The organism is Meiothermus taiwanensis WR-220 (assembly GCF_003568585.1).
GTDB lineage: Bacteria > Deinococcota > Deinococci > Deinococcales > Thermaceae > Meiothermus > Meiothermus taiwanensis.
The window spans coordinates 2,432,313-2,449,107 of record NZ_CP021130.1 but is presented as its reverse complement, the minus strand read 5'-3'; the positions used below and the strand labels follow the sequence as shown (position 1 = coordinate 2,449,107).

Annotated in this window: 19 protein-coding genes; 14 read left to right on the top strand and 5 right to left on the bottom strand. The window is 64.8% G+C overall.

From position 1 onward, the window contains the following. Nucleotides 1-245: 245 nt before the first annotated feature. Both MTAI_RS12055 and MTAI_RS12050 read left to right on the top strand, forming a co-directional pair. Complete coding sequence (locus tag MTAI_RS12055; protein WP_027887032.1) at nt 246-725, top strand: hypothetical protein; 480 nt, start codon at nt 246-248, stop codon at nt 723-725. Nucleotides 726-766: 41 nt separating this feature from the next. After that, entirely contained in the window at nt 767-2,071 is a 1,305-nt protein-coding gene (locus MTAI_RS12050; RefSeq protein ID WP_027887033.1) for a MiaB/RimO family radical SAM methylthiotransferase, read from the top strand. Between the two features lie 5 nt (nt 2,072-2,076). On the opposite strand, the gene MTAI_RS12045 is transcribed toward MTAI_RS12050, so the two are convergent. Then, on the bottom strand, nt 2,077-2,442 hold the full coding sequence (locus MTAI_RS12045; RefSeq protein WP_027887034.1) for a hypothetical protein: 366 nt from the start codon (nt 2,440-2,442) through the stop codon (nt 2,077-2,079). Nucleotides 2,443-2,502: 60 nt separating this feature from the next. Here MTAI_RS12045 and MTAI_RS12040 point away from each other — a divergent pair, with 60 nt between their 5' ends. Next, nucleotides 2,503-2,829, top strand: coding sequence for a histidine triad nucleotide-binding protein (locus MTAI_RS12040; RefSeq protein WP_027887035.1), 327 nt, complete (start codon nt 2,503-2,505; stop codon nt 2,827-2,829). 1 nt (nt 2,830) lies between these two features. On the opposite strand, the gene MTAI_RS12035 is transcribed toward MTAI_RS12040, so the two are convergent. Both MTAI_RS12035 and MTAI_RS12030 read right to left on the bottom strand, forming a co-directional pair. Then, nucleotides 2,831-3,598 (bottom strand): metallophosphoesterase family protein, encoded by a 768-nt coding sequence (locus MTAI_RS12035; protein ID WP_027887036.1) that lies wholly within the window; start codon nt 3,596-3,598, stop codon nt 2,831-2,833. After that, entirely contained in the window at nt 3,595-4,026 is a 432-nt protein-coding gene (locus tag MTAI_RS12030) for a bifunctional nuclease family protein (RefSeq protein ID WP_027887037.1), read from the bottom strand. The genes MTAI_RS12035 and MTAI_RS12030 overlap by 4 nt, the downstream gene beginning before the upstream one ends. Before the next feature lie 85 nt (nt 4,027-4,111). Here MTAI_RS12030 and MTAI_RS12025 point away from each other — a divergent pair, with 85 nt between their 5' ends. Further along, nucleotides 4,112-4,654, top strand: a complete 543-nt coding sequence (locus MTAI_RS12025; RefSeq protein WP_013012980.1) for a phosphoribosyltransferase family protein — start codon at nt 4,112-4,114, stop codon at nt 4,652-4,654. A gap of 109 nt (nt 4,655-4,763) precedes the next feature. Beyond that, complete coding sequence (locus tag MTAI_RS12020) at nt 4,764-5,300, top strand: phosphoribosyltransferase family protein (RefSeq protein WP_027887038.1); 537 nt, start codon at nt 4,764-4,766, stop codon at nt 5,298-5,300. Nucleotides 5,301-5,368: 68 nt separating this feature from the next. Here the strand turns inward: MTAI_RS12020 and MTAI_RS12015 are convergent, their stop codons facing one another. Then, a complete protein-coding gene (locus MTAI_RS12015) occupies nt 5,369-7,024 on the bottom strand; it encodes an acyl-CoA mutase large subunit family protein (protein ID WP_027887039.1) in 1,656 nt (551 codons plus the stop codon). A 195-nt stretch (nt 7,025-7,219) separates the two neighbouring features. Here MTAI_RS12015 and mreB point away from each other — a divergent pair, with 195 nt between their 5' ends. The 9 genes from mreB to MTAI_RS11970 all read left to right on the top strand — a co-directional run bounded on the left by mreB (nt 7,220) and on the right by MTAI_RS11970 (nt 16,083). Continuing rightward, nucleotides 7,220-8,266 (top strand): rod shape-determining protein, encoded by a 1,047-nt coding sequence (gene mreB, locus MTAI_RS12010; RefSeq protein WP_027887040.1) that lies wholly within the window; start codon nt 7,220-7,222, stop codon nt 8,264-8,266. 78 nt (nt 8,267-8,344) lie between these two features. Further along, nucleotides 8,345-9,337, top strand: coding sequence for a UDP-3-O-(3-hydroxymyristoyl)glucosamine N-acyltransferase (locus tag MTAI_RS12005; protein WP_027887041.1), 993 nt, complete (start codon nt 8,345-8,347; stop codon nt 9,335-9,337). 12 nt (nt 9,338-9,349) lie between these two features. Then, nucleotides 9,350-10,114 (top strand): UDP-3-O-acyl-N-acetylglucosamine deacetylase, encoded by a 765-nt coding sequence (gene lpxC, locus MTAI_RS12000; protein WP_027887042.1) that lies wholly within the window; start codon nt 9,350-9,352, stop codon nt 10,112-10,114. A gap of 132 nt (nt 10,115-10,246) precedes the next feature. Then, a complete protein-coding gene (locus MTAI_RS11995; RefSeq protein WP_027887043.1) occupies nt 10,247-11,209 on the top strand; it encodes a Gfo/Idh/MocA family protein in 963 nt (320 codons plus the stop codon). 36 nt (nt 11,210-11,245) lie between these two features. Then, on the top strand, nt 11,246-11,689 hold the full coding sequence (gene fabZ, locus MTAI_RS11990; protein ID WP_027887044.1) for a 3-hydroxyacyl-ACP dehydratase FabZ: 444 nt from the start codon (nt 11,246-11,248) through the stop codon (nt 11,687-11,689). Then, a complete protein-coding gene (gene lpxA / locus MTAI_RS11985) occupies nt 11,686-12,471 on the top strand; it encodes an acyl-ACP--UDP-N-acetylglucosamine O-acyltransferase (protein WP_027887045.1) in 786 nt (261 codons plus the stop codon). Before fabZ ends, lpxA begins: the two co-directional genes overlap by 4 nt. After that, nucleotides 12,461-13,648 carry a glycosyltransferase family protein gene (locus tag MTAI_RS11980; RefSeq protein WP_223299585.1) on the top strand — a complete coding sequence of 396 codons (1,188 nt, stop codon included), beginning with the start codon at nt 12,461-12,463 and terminating at the stop codon, nt 13,646-13,648. The genes lpxA and MTAI_RS11980 overlap by 11 nt, the downstream gene beginning before the upstream one ends. A gap of 66 nt (nt 13,649-13,714) precedes the next feature. Further along, nucleotides 13,715-15,388, top strand: a complete 1,674-nt coding sequence (locus MTAI_RS11975; RefSeq protein ID WP_027887047.1) for an ABC transporter ATP-binding protein — start codon at nt 13,715-13,717, stop codon at nt 15,386-15,388. Between the two features lie 23 nt (nt 15,389-15,411). After that, a complete protein-coding gene (locus MTAI_RS11970) occupies nt 15,412-16,083 on the top strand; it encodes an RNA-binding protein (RefSeq protein ID WP_027887048.1) in 672 nt (223 codons plus the stop codon). On the opposite strand, the gene MTAI_RS11965 is transcribed toward MTAI_RS11970, so the two are convergent. Beyond that, nucleotides 16,080-16,775 carry an alpha/beta hydrolase gene (locus tag MTAI_RS11965; RefSeq protein WP_027887049.1) on the bottom strand — a complete coding sequence of 232 codons (696 nt, stop codon included), beginning with the start codon at nt 16,773-16,775 and terminating at the stop codon, nt 16,080-16,082. The two genes, MTAI_RS11970 and MTAI_RS11965, sit on opposite strands and share 4 nt — an antisense overlap. Nucleotides 16,776-16,795 lie beyond the last annotated feature (20 nt).

Here is a 16,795-nt window from a genome sequence, read left to right as displayed (position 1 = left end):
CAGATTCGGTTAGTTCGTCACCGAATGGTGGCGAACTAACCCGACCGAAGTTATCCGCGTAGCGGAGGGCGATACTGCCCCTTGGAAGGGAGTGCTCTAGGATTCAAAAAGATAGCCTCTGGAGGTCTTTGCTTTGGAAGATTATCTTTTTGAATCCGGTATAACAGGAGCCTGCGTAACGCTCAGCGCCCGCGTAACGCTCAGGGTGTGCCTTGTCCCAAGGGTGTCTGTTCTACAGTGGTTGTATGCGAATACTTGCCGAGGCGATCTACGAACTCGAGCCCGGCTCTATGCTGGTCGGCCAGACCCCCGCCTTGCGTGAACTGCTCAAGATCTGGATTCACCGGCACCACACGGGTTTCGATCTATACGTAACCAGCATTGTGGAGACCGAAGAGGAAACCTTGCCAGAACGGATGCGCAACACCGTTGGGCGGGGTCTGGCCTCCAGCTCGGAGGTGCTGGAGGCTTTGCACTGCCTCGAGGACATATACCCGGTGGCCTTCCATGTGCTAAAAAACCTGCCCGTTGGCGTACGCAAGGCCACCCCGGAGCTGCTGGCGCTGCTCGAGGAGCAGGTGGCTCGCGTGGCCCGCAGCACCACCACCGGCGAGTTTGGCCCCGACGATCTCCCCGCCCAGGTGGTAAAGCTCAAGGCGGTCTGTGCCCTGGACGATTATGCCTCCGACGACGATGTGTCGGGTCTGGTGCTCACCGACCCTTGACCGGAGGCGGGCCGTGGCCCACAATGCCCCTGATGGAAGGGGTGCGGCTGGCGGTCAAAACCTTAGGATGCAAGGTTAACCAGGTCGAATCGGATGCCCTGGTGGGCCTGCTTAAACCTTTGCAGCCGGTGGTGGTGCCCCCCGAAGCAGGGGCCGATCTGGTGGTCATCAACACCTGCGCGGTCACGACCTCTGCCGAGGCCGACGCCCGCAAAGAGGTGCGCCGGGCCCGCCGGGCCAACCCTGCGGCCTTCATCGTGGTGACGGGCTGCTATGCCGAGCTGGCTCCCGATCAACTGGCCGAGCTGGGGGCCGACGCGGTGGTGCCCAACAACCGCAAGGCCGAGCTGCCGGGCCTGATCTTGCAACACTTTGGCCTGCCCGCCGACCCCATCACCACCCCGCCCAACGAGTTCTGGGGGGCCGGCGAGCGGGGCCTGTTGAACAACTACGTGCGGGCCTTTCTCAAGGTGCAGGACGGCTGCAACGCGGGGTGTGCCTACTGCATCATCCCCCGCCTGCGCGGGCGCGAACGCCACCGCGGGCACCGCGATGCGCTTTCGGAAGCCGAGGCTCTGCTGGAAGCGGGGGTGCAGGAAATCGTGCTGACCGGGGTGCGGCTGGGCTCCTACAAAGGCCACCCCCGCGGGATTGCCGGCCTGGTAGAGGAACTTGCTCTGATGGGGGCCAAGGTGCGCCTGTCTTCCATCGAACCCGAGGACACCGGGGACGAGCTTCTGCAGGTAATGCAGCGCTTTGCCCCCCAGGTGCGCCCCCACCTGCACCTGAGCCTGCAGACGGGTTCGGGGCGGCTTTTAGCCCTGATGGGCCGCCGCTACGATAAAAACTACTACCGCGCGCTGGTGCAGAAAGCCTACGACTGGATACCTGGGTTTGCCCTCACCACCGATGTGATTGCGGGTCTCCCCACCGAGACCGAGGCCGAGCACCAGGAGACCCTGGCCTTCCTGGAGGAGGTGCGGCCCAGCCGCGTGCATGTCTTCACCTACACCCCACGCCCCAAGACCCGCGCGGCCTCGCTACCGCAGGTGCCCATCGAAGTCCGTAAGCGCCGCAACAAAGAGCTTCAGGCCCTGGCGGCCCGCCTGGCCGAGGCGCGGGTGCGGCCCAAGCTGGGTGGTACGGTGGAGGTGCTGGTCGAAAGTTTCCGCGGGGGCAAGGCCTACGGTCATACCCCCGACTACTACGAGGTCGAGTGCACCGGACAGGCCCGCATCGGCCAGACCGCCTGGGTGCGCGTGGAGGCCATCGAGGGTTACACCCTGCAGGGCCGGCTCGAGGCCATCAAGGAAGAACCAGCCCGCTACCTGCTGCCCGTGGTCTGAAAAGACTAGGCCTTGCGGCGCCGCTCCACCAGCCAGCGCAGGACGAAGCCCAGGCAGATAAACACCGTGGCAAACTGGGCCATGGCGGCCACCGGTCGCTCCACCGTGCCGCCCCCCAGTAGGGTGATGAAGTCCGGGATGCCGCGCAGCGAACCCAGCAGGCCCAGCAGCGAGAGCCCCAGCGCGATGTTCATGGCCAGTGGCTGTTGGCTGGGGGTTCTGTTGGCCCAGATGCCCATCAAGGCAATCAAGAGGCCCAGAATTCCGGGGATTAGCGCGGTGGGGGTGAGCTTGGAGCCCATAACCGCCAGGGTGGAGACCAGTATTAGAAAAACGCCCGTCCAGAGGGCCCTTGCCGGTAGTGATCCCATAGACTTACCTCCCCACTATTTTGCCAGGCCCCGCTTCAGAAGCGTTATAGTCTAGGCGATATGGAGAACCCCACGGTTTTCGGTAAGATCATCCGCCGCGAACTGCCGGCCGACATCGTGTACGAAGACGAGGAATTTATCGCCTTCAAAGACATCCGCCCGCGCTCGAAGGTGCATATTTTAGTCTGCCCCAAAGAATATATCCCCACCCTGGCCGACTACCCCGACACCCCGGAGGGTGCGCTCAAGCTGGGCAAGCTGATGCTCACGGCCAACCGCATCGCCAGGCAGCTGGGCCTCGAGGGCTACTTCATCCGCATCCATGTGGGCGAGAAAGGCGGGCAGGAGGTGTTCCACGTCCACGTGCACCTGCGCTCGGATGCCTGAACTATCTTTTTAGCTCCAGGCGGTCAATCATCTCGTTCTTCTCATTGTAGGCGGTAACTAAAAGCCGCTCGGCGCTGGCCTCGAGGGTCAGGTAATTGGGGCTTTGGCGCCGCACTTTGCTTTGAGGGTGCACGCTCAGGAAACCCCGCAGCCAGGCCCCACCGCCGCCAGAAACGATGTGAACGATGCCCCTGGCCTCGAGCCGCTCGTAGCTGTGCTCGTGCCCGGCCAGCACCAGCGGCACGCGGTACTGGATGAGGAGGGGCTCGATGGACTGCCGCAGGCTGCGGGCGCCTCCATGCGGGCCCGAGGAGTAGAGGGGGCGGTGCAAGGCCAGAATTTTCCAGGGGGCCTTAGAGGCTTTGAGGGCAGCCTCCAGCCAGCGGCGCTGGGCCTGGCTAAAATGCTCCGAGTAGACCACGAAGACCTCGAGGTTTTCCAGCCGGAAAGTGTAGTAGGGCCCTTCGACCCCAAACAGCTCGAGCTGCTGGGCCAGGGCGGGTACATCGTGGTTGCCAAATGCGGGATAAATGCGTACCGGGGGCAGCTCGTCCAGATAGCGGCGCACGGGCTCGCCTCGAGGGTAGAAGTTGTCTCCCAAGGTCAGCAGGGCCGCGAAAGGCTTTTGCCGATGCTGCTCGTATATGGCCCCGGCGACAAGGGGGCGGTGCGGGGTCTCGGCCCCCCAGTCGCCCAGCACGGCCAGCCGCTGGGCCAGCCCCGGCAGGCCCAGGGCCAGCCCAAGGAAGAGAGCCAGCAGGCGCCTCATGCCTTGGGCGGCTCGCCCTGGCGGTTTAGCTGCGATTCTTTAATCCCGGCCTGCTCGAGCACCTGCTCGGCAATCAGGATGGGGGCCCCGGCGCGGATGGCCAGGGCCATGCCGTCGGAGGGGCGGCAGTCGATCTCGTACTCCAGGCCGCGCTGTTCCAGCACCAACCTTCCGTAGAAGGTGCCGTTCTTGAGTTCGACGATCTCGAGGCGCAGTACCTTCACCCCGAGCAGCTCGAGGGTGTTGTAGAACAAATCGGGGCCCAGCGGGCGGGGGGGTTTCTCGCCCGAGAGGTGCACCATGATGTTCTGGGTTTCCAAGGCCCCGATCACCACCGGCAGGAGCAGCTCGTTCTCGGCCCTGAGCATCACGATCAGGTTGCCATTTCCCGGATCTACCCCCATTCCTTCGATGCGTGCGGGTACCATGCTTTGAGTATACGCAACTGGCTCGAGGCCATGTGTGCTGCAGGTTATGCACAGTGCTTGTCAATCTTCCAGAACCCTATAAACTATGACCGTGAAAACCTATGCGGTGGAAGTAGCCGGGGTTCGTCGTGAGCTGCCGGTGGTGCAGGTGGGCCCCGATGTGGCGGTGGCCCTGTTCAACATGCTAGGCGATACCGAGGTGGTGGAGGAGGCAGCCGCAGCCCTGGCCAAGCGGATGCCCGCCGAGATCGAAACCCTGGTGACGCCGGAGGTTAAGGCGGTGCCCCTGGCCCATGCCCTCTCACGCCTGACCGGGAAGCCTTATGTGGTGGCCCGCAAAACCGAGAAACCCTACATGATTAACCCCGTATCGCGCACGGTGATTTCCATCACCACCGGCAAGCCCCAGCTTCTGGTGCTGGATGGAACCGACGTACCCCTTATCAAGGGCAAAAAGGTGGCCATCGTGGACGATGTGGTCTCGACGGGGAGCACGCTCAAGGGCCTTTCCGACCTCATCACCGACGTGGGCGGGCAGGTGGCCGCTGTGCTGGCCGTGTTTACCGAGGGTTCCCCCCGCGAAGATGTGATCGCCCTGGGGCATCTGCCGCTCTTCAAACCGGATTGAACGAATGCCCCAAGCGCGGGGTCAGGATGACCTTCGTATACGGCTATTCACACGTATACTCATGGTGTTCGAATAGGCTAAGTCCTTGGTGCAACAAGGGAGTGTAACTATGGAAACTTACCCCATCACAATAGGCAAAATCACCCGCCATGTACCGGTGGTGGAAACCCTGCCGGGCGTTCACATCCCCTTGGTTGAAATTATGGGCGATGTCGAACTGGTGCAGGCAGCCGCTGAAGGGCTGGTCAAGCACCTGCCGCCCGAGACCGATGCCCTGCTGACCCTCGAGACCTCCCCCATCGTGCTGGCCCATACCATGAGCGCCATCTGCGGCAAGCCCTATGTGGTGGTGCGCCGCAAGCGCCGCCCCTATATGCAAGACCCCATCATTCAGGAGGTGGAGTCGCTGACCCTGGGCGTAACCGAGACCCTCTGGCTGGACAGCCGCATGGCCGAAAAGCTGATGGGCCAGAATGTGGCCCTGGTCTTCGACGTGGTCTCCTCGGGAGGCACCATGAACGCGCTCGAGAAGGTGGCCCAAAAGGCCGGGGCCAACGTGGTAGCCCGCCTGGCTGCTTTCCACCAGGGCAACAGCAAGCTGCCCATCACCTTCCTCTCGGAGATTCCCATCCTGCAAACGGCTTAGCGCCAGGCCCTCCGCCCCAGGCCGGCGGCGGCTGGTCTGGGGCTTGCTGTTGGTGGGGTAGCTGTTCCTTATACCAGCACCGGCTCCTCGTAAACCCCGTACACCGCCCGGAGTTCGTCCATCATCTCACCCAGGGTGCAGTAGGCCAGGGCGCAGTCCACAAAGTAGGGCATGGTGTTGCGCCCTTCTTTGGCGGCCTGCCGCAGCGCTGCTAGAGCCTGCTGTACGGCCTGAGGGTCGCGCTCGCGCCGTATGCGGGCCAGCCGCTCGGCCTGCACGCGCTCCACCTCGGGGTCAATGAGCTGGATGGGCACCTGGAGGCCTTCGTCCTGGAAGGCATTCACCCCCACGATGATCCGCTCGCCCCGCTCCACTTCCTGCTGGAAGCGGTAGCTGGCGTCGGCGATCTCACGCAGGAAGTAGCCCTCCTCAATGGCCCGCACCACCCCGCCCATGCGCCGGATCTCCTCGATGATCTGCATGGCCTGGGTCTCCATCTGGTCGGTGAGCCACTCCACGTAGTAGCTGCCCCCCAGCGGGTCGGCGGTATGGGTTACGCCCGACTCGTAGGCGATGATCTGCTGGGTGCGCAGGGCAATCTTGGCCGATTCCTCGGTGGGCAGGGCCAGGGCCTCGTCGTAGGCATCGGTGTGCAGGCTGTTGGTGCCGCCCAGCACGGCAGCCAGGGCCTGAATGGCTACCCGCGCAATGTTGATGAGGGGTTGCTGGGCGGTGAGGGAGACCCCGGCGGTCTGGGCGTGGGTGCGCAGCATCCAGCTCTGGGGGTTCTTGGCCCCGTAGCGATGCCGCATCTCTTTAGCCCAGATGCGCCGGGCAGCCCGGAACTTGCAGATCTCCTCGAAGAAGTCGTTGTGGGCGTTGAAGAAAAACGAGATGCGGGGGGCGAACTCGTCAATCTCCAGCCCGCGCTTGAGGGCCCACTCCACGTACTCGAAGCCGTCGGCCAGGGTGTAGGCCAGCTCCTGTACCGCGGTGGAGCCGGCCTCGCGGATGTGGTAGCCCGAGACCGAGATGAAGTTCCACTTGGGTACGTTTCGGGGCCCCCACTCAAAGGTATCGATGACCAGCTTGACGCTGGGCTCGGGCGGGAAGATGAACTCTTTCTGGGCGATAAACTCCTTCAGGATGTCGTTTTGGATGGTGCCGCCCAGCTTGTTCCAGTCGTAGCCTTTTTTCTTGGCGGCGGCCAGGTACATGGCCCAGATGGCGTTGGCCGGCGAGTTGATGGTCATGGAGGTGGTGACCTCTTCCAGGTTGATCCCCTCAAAGAGAATCTCCATGTCGGCCAGGCTGCTCACCGCCACCCCGCACTTGCCCACCTCGCCCTTAGAGAGGGGGTGGTCGGAGTCGTAGCCCATCAGAGTGGGCAGGTCGAAGGCGGTGGAAAGCCCGTTCTGCCCGGCGGCCAGCAGCTTTTTGAAGCGTTCGTTGGTCTGCTCGGCGGTGCCAAACCCAGCAAACATCCGCATGGTCCATAGGCGGCTCCTGTACATTGAGCCATAAACCCCCCGGGTGTAGGGGTACTCGCCGGGGTAGCCCAGCTTTTCGGCATAGTCGAAGTCCTTCAGGTCTTCGGGGGTATAAAGCGGCTCGGGGGCGATGTCCGAGAGGGTTTTGTGGGCCACCTTGCGCTCGGGCATCTTGGCCAGGGACTTCTGGTAGGTCTCCCGCATCCAGGCGTGCTTGGGTCTGGGTTGTGCCATGCCCCGATTATATAACGGATTTGAGGCAGCAGGAGGATAATCCGTCAGACAATTGGGGCTTCTATGCGATACGGCATTGAAGCGGACAAGCCTATGCCCAGCCCCTACGACAGGCGGATGTGGTTTGATGGGTGTATACGATAAAGGCCAGGTGGTGCTTTGTGCTTCACGGGCAAACCTGTAGAATAAATCGCTATGGCTGGCTTGCTTTCGTTTCGCGGCGAGGATGTGGGTATTGACCTGGGCACCGCCTCGGTGCTGATTTATATGCGCGGCAAAGGCATTGTGCTGCGAGAGCCCTCGGTTATTGCCATGGTCAGCGATACCAAAGAAGTTAAGGCGGTGGGGGCTGAAGCCTACCGGATGCTGGGGCGTACGCCGGGCAACATTGTGGCGGCCCGTCCCCTCAAAGATGGTGTGATTGCCGATTATACCCTAACCGAGCGGATGCTCACCCTGTTTATCAGGAAGGTTTTGCCCCCGCTGCGCTTTTTCCGCCCACAGGTGATGGTGGGGGTGCCTTCTGGGGTGACCGAGGTGGAGCGCCGCGCGGTGGTGCAGGCTATTGTAGAAGCCGGTGCCAAACGGGCCTACCTGATTGACGAACCCCTGGCGGCGGCCATCGGGGCTGGTATTAAGATTGCTGAACCCACCGGCAGCATGGTGGTGGACATTGGGGGTGGCTCCAGCGATATTGCGGTGATCTCGTTGGGCGGTATCGTGCGCTCGACGAGCCTGCGCATTGCCGGTAACGAGTTCGATGATTCCATCATTCGCTTCATCCGCAACAAGTACAGCCTCCTGATCGGGGAGCGCACCGCCGAGGAGCTCAAGATCAAAATCGGGGCGGCCAAGCGCGTCCCTGGAGAGCAAGATGCCGTGGCTGAGGTGCGCGGGCGCGATCTGATCTCGGGCCTGCCCAAGAGCATCGAGGTGACTACCGAGGATGTGGTGGAAGCCCTCAAAGAGCCCCTGGAAAAGATTGTCCAGGGTGTGAAGAGCGTTCTGGAAACCACCCCGCCCGAACTGGTGGCCGACATCATCGACCGGGGCATTCTGCTGACCGGTGGGGGGGCTTTGCTACGCAACCTGGACATGCTGCTGCAAGAAGCCACTGGTGTGCCCGTGGTGGTGGCTGAGAACGCCGTAGAGGCGGTGGCGCTGGGCACCGGCAAGGCCCTGGACATGCTGCATGTGCTACGGGATGCCCTGGTGACCTCCGATAATGTGCTAAGGCGGTAATTTGGCAATGCCCAGACGGGCTGTGTGGACTCATCCGCAGCGTCGCTTTGACAATAGAAGCGCGGAGTTGGGAAGTTTATGCTGCTCTCCGAAATTGCCCAGCGTCTAGGGGGTCGCCTCGAGGGCCCCGATACCGAGATTACCGCTTTAGCCCCGCCCGACCGGGCCAGGCCGGGCGAGCTGGTGGTGGTGCGGGAGGCCCGGTTTCTAGCGGTTGCTTTGCAGGCGGGCGCGGCTTTGCTGCTGGATGAAACAACCCAGTGCCCCCCATCCGTTGCCCGGGTTCGCGTGCCGTCGGTACAAAAGGCCTGGCCCCTGGTGCTGGCCCTTTTCAACCGACCTGAAATCTGGGCGGAGGTGGGCGTGCACCCCACCGCCACCCTCGAGGCGGGTGTGGAAGTAGACCCCACCGCTGCAATAGGGGCATATGCCCTGGTGTGCCGGGGGGCCAGGGTGGGGGCCGGCGCGGTGATAGCGCCCTACTGCTATATCGGTGAGCAGGCCGAGATAGGCCCCCGAACGGTGCTCGAGCCCCGGGTGACGCTCTACCCGCGCACCCGTGTGGGGGCGGACTGCCACATCGGTGCGGGCACTGTGCTGGGCGCTATTGGATTTGGCTTTCAAGATCAGCAGCGCCTGCCCCACACGGGCCGGGTGGTGCTGGAGGATGGGGTGGAGCTGGGGGCCCACTGTGTGGTACAGCGCAGCGTGGTGGGGGAGACCCGCATTGGTGCGCACAGCAAAATTGGCGACCTCACCGATATCGGCCACAACGTTCAGATCGGAAAAAACGTGGTTATGGTGGGCAGCAGCGCCATTGGCGGGAGCGCTGTGGTGGAGGATGGGGTGTTGATGGGGGGCTGGGTGGTGATCGCCGACCACGTGCGGGTGGGCCAAGGGGCCCGGTTGGCCGGTGGCAGCGCCATCTCCAAGAACGTTCCGGCAGGGGAGACCTGGGCCGGGGCGATTCCGGCGCAGCCGGCCCGCCGGCACTGGCGGCGGTTGGCGCTGTTAGATTGGCTGGCCGGTATGGAACGTACTTTGCGGCAGTTTTTGCAGCCGTCGCGCTGAACTGGAAGCCTTATGACCCTGCGCGGAATCGGCCTTCACAGCGGCGAACCCAGCACGGTGCGCTTTCATCCGTCCGAGGGGCCGGTGCGCTTTTGGGTGGGGGGGCTCGAGCTGCGCCCGCTGGCCTCGAGCGTGGTGGACACCGCCCGCTGCACGGTGCTGGGTGGGGATAACCTGCGCTTGATGACCGTGGAACACCTGCTGGCCGCCCTCTTTATGCGGGGCATCTGGGAGGGCCTGGTCATCGAAGTAACCGGCCCAGAGGTTCCCATTCTGGACGGTAGCGCCCAGGAATGGTTGGCAGCCCTGGAGGGTTTTCCGGCGCTAGGCCCCCAGCCGTTGCCGGTGAACGGTGCTATCCGGGTTGAGGAGGGGCGTAGCAGTGTGCTGGCCCAGCCAGCGGAGCAGTTTACCCTCGCCGTCACCATCCTTTTCCCGCACCCCAGGATCGGCTACCAGCAGGTGCAGTGCCCCCCCACGCCGCTCACGGCGCTGGCTCCAGCCCGCACCTTTGGCTTTCTGCACGAGGTAGAAGCGCTGCGGGCCCGTGGTCTTATCCAGGGTGCTTCTTTGGAGAACGCCCTGGTCTTCAGCGAGCAGGGCCTGGTCAACACGCCCCGGATGCTGTACGAGCCTGTGTATCACAAAGCCCTGGATTTTCTGGGCGACCTGTACCTGGCGGGCAGGCCCTACCAGGGGCGGTTTGTGGCCCACCGGGCCTCGCACCGCTTGCACGTGGAACTGGCCAGGCTGCTACAGGACGCAGGATCGCGCTGAGCCAACCCCCGCACCTGTGATTTTTCTGAGCGTTCTCTAAAGCCTGGCTGGGTGAAAAAGTGGTTGTAAACGGGGCTTAAGTGTATCATCCTGCTGGGGACGCAGGGTTTGTGCACGTATTCCGAGGATTCTATGGAGCTAAAAGTAGGTGTTGTGGGTGTCGGTGTGATGGGGACGTACCACGCTCAGGTATACGCCGGGTTGCCGGGGGTTCGTCTGGTGGGGGTGGTTGATCCCGATCCTTTTCGTCAGGCGGCCATCGAGCAAGACCTAGAAGTGCCAGCTTTTTCCAGCCCGGAAGAGCTGCTGGGCAAGGTACAGGCGGTCTCGATCGCCTCACCCACCTCTTTTCACTACGAGCAGGCCCGCATGTTTTTGGAGGCCGGCGTGCATGTGCTGTTGGAGAAGCCCATGACCCGCACCATGCACGAGGCACGGGAGCTGGTGAGGCTGGCTGAACAGCGGGGGGTGGTTTTGCAGGTGGGGCATATCCTGCGCTTTTACCGGGCGGTGGGCGACCTCATGCGCATGGTTAGGAACCCCTGGGTGCTCGAGGCCCGTCGCATAGGCAACAACCGCCGGATACGCGACATCGGGGTGGTGCTCGACCTGATGATTCACGACCTGGATCTGGTGCTCTTGCTCCTGCGGGAGAAGCCCCTGCGCTACAGCGTGGTGGGCCGACAGGTAGAGGGGCTGGACGAGTACGCCCAGGCCGTGGTGGACTTCCCCTCGGGGGCCCGGGCGCTGTTTACCGCCAGCCGGATCTCGCCCCAGGCCGAGCGCTCGCTGACCATTACCCAGCCCGGCGAGGTGCTGCGGCTTGATTTCAACAGCGAATACACCGAACTCTCGCTGCACCGCTCGCCGCCTGTGCAACCCGACCCCGACCGGGTGGAGCCCAACGGGCGCACCCAGGTGCAGACCGAGCGCATCGCCATTCACAACGACAACCCCCTCCGGCGTCAGCTCAAGCATTTTGTAGACCGGATTCAGAAGGGGGAGCCCTCGCTGGTGACCCTCGAGGACGACCTGCAGGCCCTCGAGTTGGCCCTCGAGCTCTCCAACGCCCTCCAGCCGGTGATGAGCCGCTGAAACCCATTTTCTGCCCCGGCCCCTTAGTATTAAGCCGTGGACATTTACGAGATCCTCAAACTCCTGCCGCACCGCTACCCGTTCTTGCTGATTGACCGGGTGCTGGAAGCCGACGAAAAGCGTTTTCGGGCCTTGAAGAACGTTTCCTTTAACGAGCCGCATTTTCAAGGCCATTTTCCTGGCTATCCCATCATGCCCGGGGTTTTGTTGATCGAGGCCATGGCCCAGGGCGCGGTGGCGGTGGTGACCAAACAGCCGGAATTCAAGCCGGGGGGGCTGGTGTTTTTGGTGGGGGTGGAAGAGGCCCGCTTTAAGAAGCCGGTGGTTCCGGGCGATACCCTGATTCTGGAAGGGGAGCTGCTGGCCTATCGGCGGGGTTTGGGGAAGGTAAAGGTTGAGGCCAGGGTAGAGGGCGAGCTGCGGGCCGAGGCCACCCTGAGCTTTGTGCTGCGCTCGGATACGGGAGGCGCTACCTCGTGAGCCGGGTTGCCATACACCCCACCGCGGTGGTTTCCCCCAAAGCCCACCTGGCCCCGGACGTGAAGATTGGCCCGTATGCGGTGGTGGAGGGCCCTTGTGAGATCGGCCCGGGGGTGGAGGTAGGGCCCCACGCGGTCATCCACCCGTATGTGCGCCTGGCCGCCGGGGTGCGGGTGGGGCCCCACGCGGTGCTGGGGGGAATCCCGCAGGATTTGAGCTTTAAGGGGCAGGAGACCTGGCTCGAGGTCGGGGAAAACACGGTCTTGCGCGAGGGGGTGATCCTGCACCGCTCCACCAAAGAAGAAGTGCCCACCCGGATCGGCGCGGGCTGCTACCTGATGGGCCATTCGCACGTGGGCCACGATGCCCAGGTGGGCAACGGCGTGATTCTGACCCAGGGCGTGGGAGTGGCCGGGCACGTGGAGATTGGCGATTATGCGGTGATCGGCGGAATGGCCGGGATCCACCAGTTTGTGCGGGTGGGCAGCCGGGCTATGATTGGTGGGCTTGCCAAGGTGACCCGGGATGTCCTGCCCTTTAGCCTGGCCGACGGCAGCCCGGCCCTGCACTACCGCCTCAACACGGTGGGGCTGCGCCGGGCGGGTATTACCGGCGAGCGCTACCGGGCCCTCGAGCAGGCCTTCCGGGCGGTGCGCGAAGGCCGTCCCCTCGAGGGCTTGCCCGATACCGAAGAGGTGCGCGCGCTCAAAGCCTTTTTGGCCTCGCCTTCCAGGCGTCACCTCGCGGGCTTTGTGCGGGGCGAGCCGGACTTTGAGGGCTGAAATCGAACCCAAGATGCTGGACGAAATCCTGCTGCTGACCAATGGCCCTGGCGAGCTTTCGACCTGGGTGCCGCCGGTGCTGACGCGCCTGCGCCAGCGGGTGCCCGGGGCCCGCATCGAGCTGTTCCTGATCCGCGACCAGTTCGCCGCCGGAACCGAGCAGACCAAGGCCGAAGCGCTGCAACTGGACGCCCTCTCGGGCCGCTCGGCGCTGTTGCGCAGGGTGCTGGGGCGCAGGGCCCCTGGCCGCGGGCTGGTGCTGTTGCTGGGGGGGGCGCCCCGCGACGCGGTCTTGCTGGGCCGGGCCACGGGCTACCCGGCTTTTTCCTATACCTTCGATGCCAGGGCCCATCACCCCGGCTTGCGGGCCGTGCTGGTGGACTCCGAGCGCACCAAGGCGGCCATGCAGGCTCGAGGTGTGAGCCCGGCCCGCATAGAGGTGGTGGGCAATCTGGTGGTGGACGCCCTCCACGAGGCACCGGCGGTGCCTGCCCCAGCCACCGATGTGCTGCTGCTGGCTGGTAGCCGCCCCTTTGCCGCCCGCTACCTGCTGGGGTTTTTGCTGGCGGCGGCCGAACAGATGGCTAAAGCGCGGCCCGGCCTGCGGTTTGCCTGGGTGAAGAGCCGCCTGCTGCCGGAGGCGGTGGTGGCCGAGGCACTTTCGGGTGAGCTGGTGAGGGAGCTGGGCGGGGTGGGGGCCCGCTGGGTGGGGGATCGCCTGCAAACCTCCGGGGGCCTCGAGGTTCTGGTGCTGGATGAACCCCAGCGCTATGCGGCCATGCGCCGTGCCCAGCTGGCGATTACCATCCCCGGAACCAACACCCTCGAGCTGGCCCTGGCCGGCCTGCCCTCGCTGGTGCTCTTGCCCTTGCACAAGCCGGAGATGCTGCCGCTGGAGGGCCTCTGGCACTGGTTGCTCATGCTGCCGGGGGCCAAAGCCCTCAAGCAAAACTTTATACGGCGTCTGGAGCCGCGCATCCCCCACCTGGCCCTGCCCAACCAGTGGCTGGGCGAGCGGGTCTTCCCGGAGCTGCGGGGGGTTTTCAGCCCGGCCGAGGTGGCCTCTGCGGGCCTCGAGCTGCTCGAGCGGGCGCAGGAAGTCCGGGCCCGGCTAAAGCGCCTGGAGGCCCGGCCCGGAGCCGATAAGCTGGTGGAGTATGTGCTGGCTCGTTGCTGAAGCCCAGAGGTGGCCTGCAAGTTCCCCTAGCAGTGATGTTGTTTACCTGTCCACCTGTGTTGCTCTATGAACCTTCTTAGGCTATTACGTCCCTTCTCCTTGCTTATTCTGCTGGCAGCCGGGCTGGCTTTGCTGCCGGCCGCGGCCCAGGCCTGGCTGCCGACCCTGGTGGTCAAGCCGTTGTTTGATCAGGTGCTGCCGGGGCAGTGGGAGCGGCTCGGAGCGGTTTTATGGGCGGGGGCGGGTTTGCTGGCGGTGTTGGTGGTGAGCGGGTACGTGCTCGAGGCCTTTATAGGCTACCTTTCGCTGAAAATTCCGGCGGTCTGGCGGGAGCGGGTCTTTGGGCGGCTCTTGGAGGCCGATCTGATGGCCCTGCCGGCCGCCTCGGGCGGGCTCACCGGGCGGCTGGTGGCCGATCTGAAGGAGCTGGAGGGCTTTTTGTTCTACAGCCTGGGGGGGCTGCTGGTGCAGGGGATCTTGCTCCTGGCGCTGCTATTCCAGCTTTTGCAGCACTACGCCCAGCTTACCCTGTACCTGCTCTTGGTGCTGCCGCTCATGGCCCTGCTCCTGGGCTGGCTTGGGGCCTGGGTGACCCGCTACAGCCGGCGCACCCAGGCTGCTATGGAGCGCCTGGCCGCCCGCATGGCTGAGGGGTTCGGGCGTCTGGAGCTGATCCGGGCCCTGAACCTGCAGGCCTTTGCCCAGGCACGCTTCCGCCACAGCAACCAGCAGCAGTACCGGTTGGGGCGCACCCGCGCCCTGATCGCGGCCCTCCACCTGCCCCTGGGGCAGCTCGCCACCACGCTGCTGCTGGGCCTGTTGCTGGCCCTGGGGGTGGGGGCGGTGCAGCGCGGGCAGATGACCCCCGGCGATCTGACCGCCTTCCTCACCTTGCTGGGGCTGGCCATCACCCCTTTGCAGGTGCTGAGCCGCATCGGCACCGGGTTTGCCCAGGCCGAGGGGGCCGCGGCCCGCGTGGTGGAGCTGCTCGAGCTGCCCCCAGCCCCGGCCATGGGGCAGCTCCGGCCCCAGAGCCTGGCGGGGGGCCTCGAGCTGCGCGATCTTAGCTTTGCCTACCCCGGCGGCCCGGCCATCCTGCACAACCTCAACCTGCGCATCGCGCCGGGCTCCTTCACGGCCATCGTGGGCCCTTCGGGGGCGGGCAAGAGCACCCTGCTGCGCCTGTTGCTGGGCCTGTACCGTCCGAGCGCGGGGCAGGTCTTGCTGGATGGCCTCGAGCTACACAGCTACGAGGCCGGTTGGCTGCGGGCCCGCATGGCCTGGGTTCCGCAGGAGCCCCTGCTGTTCGCCGGAACCGTACAGGAAAACCTGGCCGCGCTGGCCCCCGGCGCCCGCCCGGAAGCCATGCAGCAGGCCCTGGATACCGTGGGCCTGGGCCGGGAAATTAGCCTGCAAACCCCGCTCGAGGACGACGGGGGCGGGCTTTCGGTGGGGCAGCGGCAGCGCCTGGCTATTGCCGCGGCCCTGCTGCGGGAGGCCAAAATTCTTTTGCTCGACGAGATTACCAGCGCCCTCGACCGCAACAGCGAGGGGCAGGTCATGGCCGCCCTCGAGGCCGCCCGTCCGGGCCGCACGGTGATCGTGGTGGCGCACCGCCTGGCCACCGTGCAGCACGCCGATCAGATCGTGGTGATGGAAAAGGGCCGGATCGTGCAGGTGGGCCGCCACGCCGAGCTGATGGGTGTGCCCGGCCTCTACGCGGATTTCTGGAAAAGTTGACGGTAGCTGGCACGACCGGAAGGATGGACTCTATGCAGGAATACCTGAAAAAAGCTCGAGGGGGCCGGGTGGTACAGACCCCCTTTTTAGAGGCCGAGGCCCTGGACGAGCTGCGCCGCCTGGCCAGACAAGAAGGGCTTCGCCTCGAGACCTTTGGGGGCCTGCCCATGGCCTCGCGGCAGGTGGCGGTGCTCTTCCCCGAGCACATCCCCGCGGTATCCGACCCCACCACGGTGGTCTTCCTGGCCTTTGAGGGCGACCTCGAGGCCCTGGAAGACAGGCTGCGGGCGCTTTTGGAGCCGGGGCAGCTGGGGGATCTCGAGGAGACCCAGGAAGGCTTCTTGCTGGCCACCCTGCCCAGAGGCCTCAAAACCCTGCAAGAGGCCGGTTTCCAGGCCAAAGAGGCCACGCCCGAGCAGCTGCCCAAAACCCGTGAACGCACCCGCAGCGTGGTGGTGCCCAGCCTGCGGGTGGACGTGGTGGGGGCCAAGGGCTTTGGGGTCTCGCGCACCTACTTTGCCCAGGGGGTCAAGGCCGGCAAGGTCAGGCTCCGGGGTAAGACCGCCTCGGCCAAGGACGAGATAGCCGAGGGCGACCACCTGCTGGCCGAAGGGCTGGGCAGCCTGGTGGTCAAAAAGGTGCTGGGCCAGACCAAGCGGGGCAATGTGAAGCTGGAGCTCGAGGTGCGCCGCTAACCCGCCCCCAGCTTTTCCCGTAGCCAGGCCACAATATCGTCGGAGATCTGCGGGGCCAGCGGATCCAGGAGCATATCGTGCTGGCTCTGATAAACGCGATACTCCTTATCGGGGCCACCGATCAGGGCAAAATAGCGGCGCACGGCGGCTTCCGGTACGGTGTCGTCGTGGGCGGCCTCGAGCACCAAAGCAGGGGCCCGAACCCTGGGCAAAAGCTCGGGCACCCGCCGCTGGAGGGCTATCAGCTGCACCAGGGCCACGGTGGGAAAGTTGGGGTAGTTGGGGCTCTGCGCCTGCCGCCGGGCGACCTCGACGGGGTGGGTGCTATGGGCCCAGGGTTTGACGTAGTGCAGCAGCGGGGCCAGGTAGGCCAGGCGGTTCTTGAAGCCCAGGGCCGGGGCCAGGGCCACCAGGGCGGCGGTTTTGTGCTCGGCGGCCAGCCAGCCGGCCAGCAGCCCCCCCATCGAGAGGCCCACCACCGCCCTGGGCTCGGGGAGTGCCAGATAGGCTTCGCGAGCGGTCTGGAGCCAGTCCAGCCAGCGCACGCCGCGCAGGTCTTCGGGGCGGGTGCCGTGGCCGGGCAGGGTGGGCTGGGCCACGGTAAACCCGGCCTTGCGCAAGGTTTCGGGCAGCGGCCCCATGGTCAGGGTGGGGTGGGAGGTAAAGCCGTGCAAAACCAGAACGCTTGACATGGGCCAGCCCCAGCTTACCG

Excerpts from the sequence above, each read along its gene's own strand:
- MTAI_RS11965 (WP_027887049.1), bottom strand. The coding sequence starts at position 16,775 with ATGTCAAGCGTTCTGGTTTTGCACGGCTTTACCTCCCACCCCACCCTG.
- MTAI_RS12040 (WP_027887035.1), top strand. The coding sequence starts at position 2,503 with ATGGAGAACCCCACGGTTTTCGGTAAGATCATCCGCCGCGAACTGCCG.
- MTAI_RS12020 (WP_027887038.1), top strand. The coding sequence starts at position 4,764 with ATGGAAACTTACCCCATCACAATAGGCAAAATCACCCGCCATGTACCG.
- MTAI_RS11995 (WP_027887043.1), top strand. The coding sequence starts at position 10,247 with ATGGAGCTAAAAGTAGGTGTTGTGGGTGTCGGTGTGATGGGGACGTAC.
- mreB (WP_027887040.1), top strand. The coding sequence starts at position 7,220 with ATGGCTGGCTTGCTTTCGTTTCGCGGCGAGGATGTGGGTATTGACCTG.
- MTAI_RS12055 (WP_027887032.1), top strand. The coding sequence starts at position 246 with ATGCGAATACTTGCCGAGGCGATCTACGAACTCGAGCCCGGCTCTATG.
- MTAI_RS12035 (WP_027887036.1), bottom strand. The coding sequence starts at position 3,598 with ATGAGGCGCCTGCTGGCTCTCTTCCTTGGGCTGGCCCTGGGCCTGCCG.
- lpxC (WP_027887042.1), top strand. The coding sequence starts at position 9,350 with ATGACCCTGCGCGGAATCGGCCTTCACAGCGGCGAACCCAGCACGGTG.
- MTAI_RS12005 (WP_027887041.1), top strand. The coding sequence starts at position 8,345 with ATGCTGCTCTCCGAAATTGCCCAGCGTCTAGGGGGTCGCCTCGAGGGC.
- MTAI_RS11970 (WP_027887048.1), top strand. The coding sequence starts at position 15,412 with ATGGACTCTATGCAGGAATACCTGAAAAAAGCTCGAGGGGGCCGGGTG.
- MTAI_RS12015 (WP_027887039.1), bottom strand. The coding sequence starts at position 7,024 with ATGGCACAACCCAGACCCAAGCACGCCTGGATGCGGGAGACCTACCAG.
- MTAI_RS12030 (WP_027887037.1), bottom strand. The coding sequence starts at position 4,026 with ATGGTACCCGCACGCATCGAAGGAATGGGGGTAGATCCGGGAAATGGC.
- MTAI_RS11975 (WP_027887047.1), top strand. The coding sequence starts at position 13,715 with ATGAACCTTCTTAGGCTATTACGTCCCTTCTCCTTGCTTATTCTGCTG.
- MTAI_RS12045 (WP_027887034.1), bottom strand. The coding sequence starts at position 2,442 with ATGGGATCACTACCGGCAAGGGCCCTCTGGACGGGCGTTTTTCTAATA.
- MTAI_RS12025 (WP_013012980.1), top strand. The coding sequence starts at position 4,112 with ATGACCGTGAAAACCTATGCGGTGGAAGTAGCCGGGGTTCGTCGTGAG.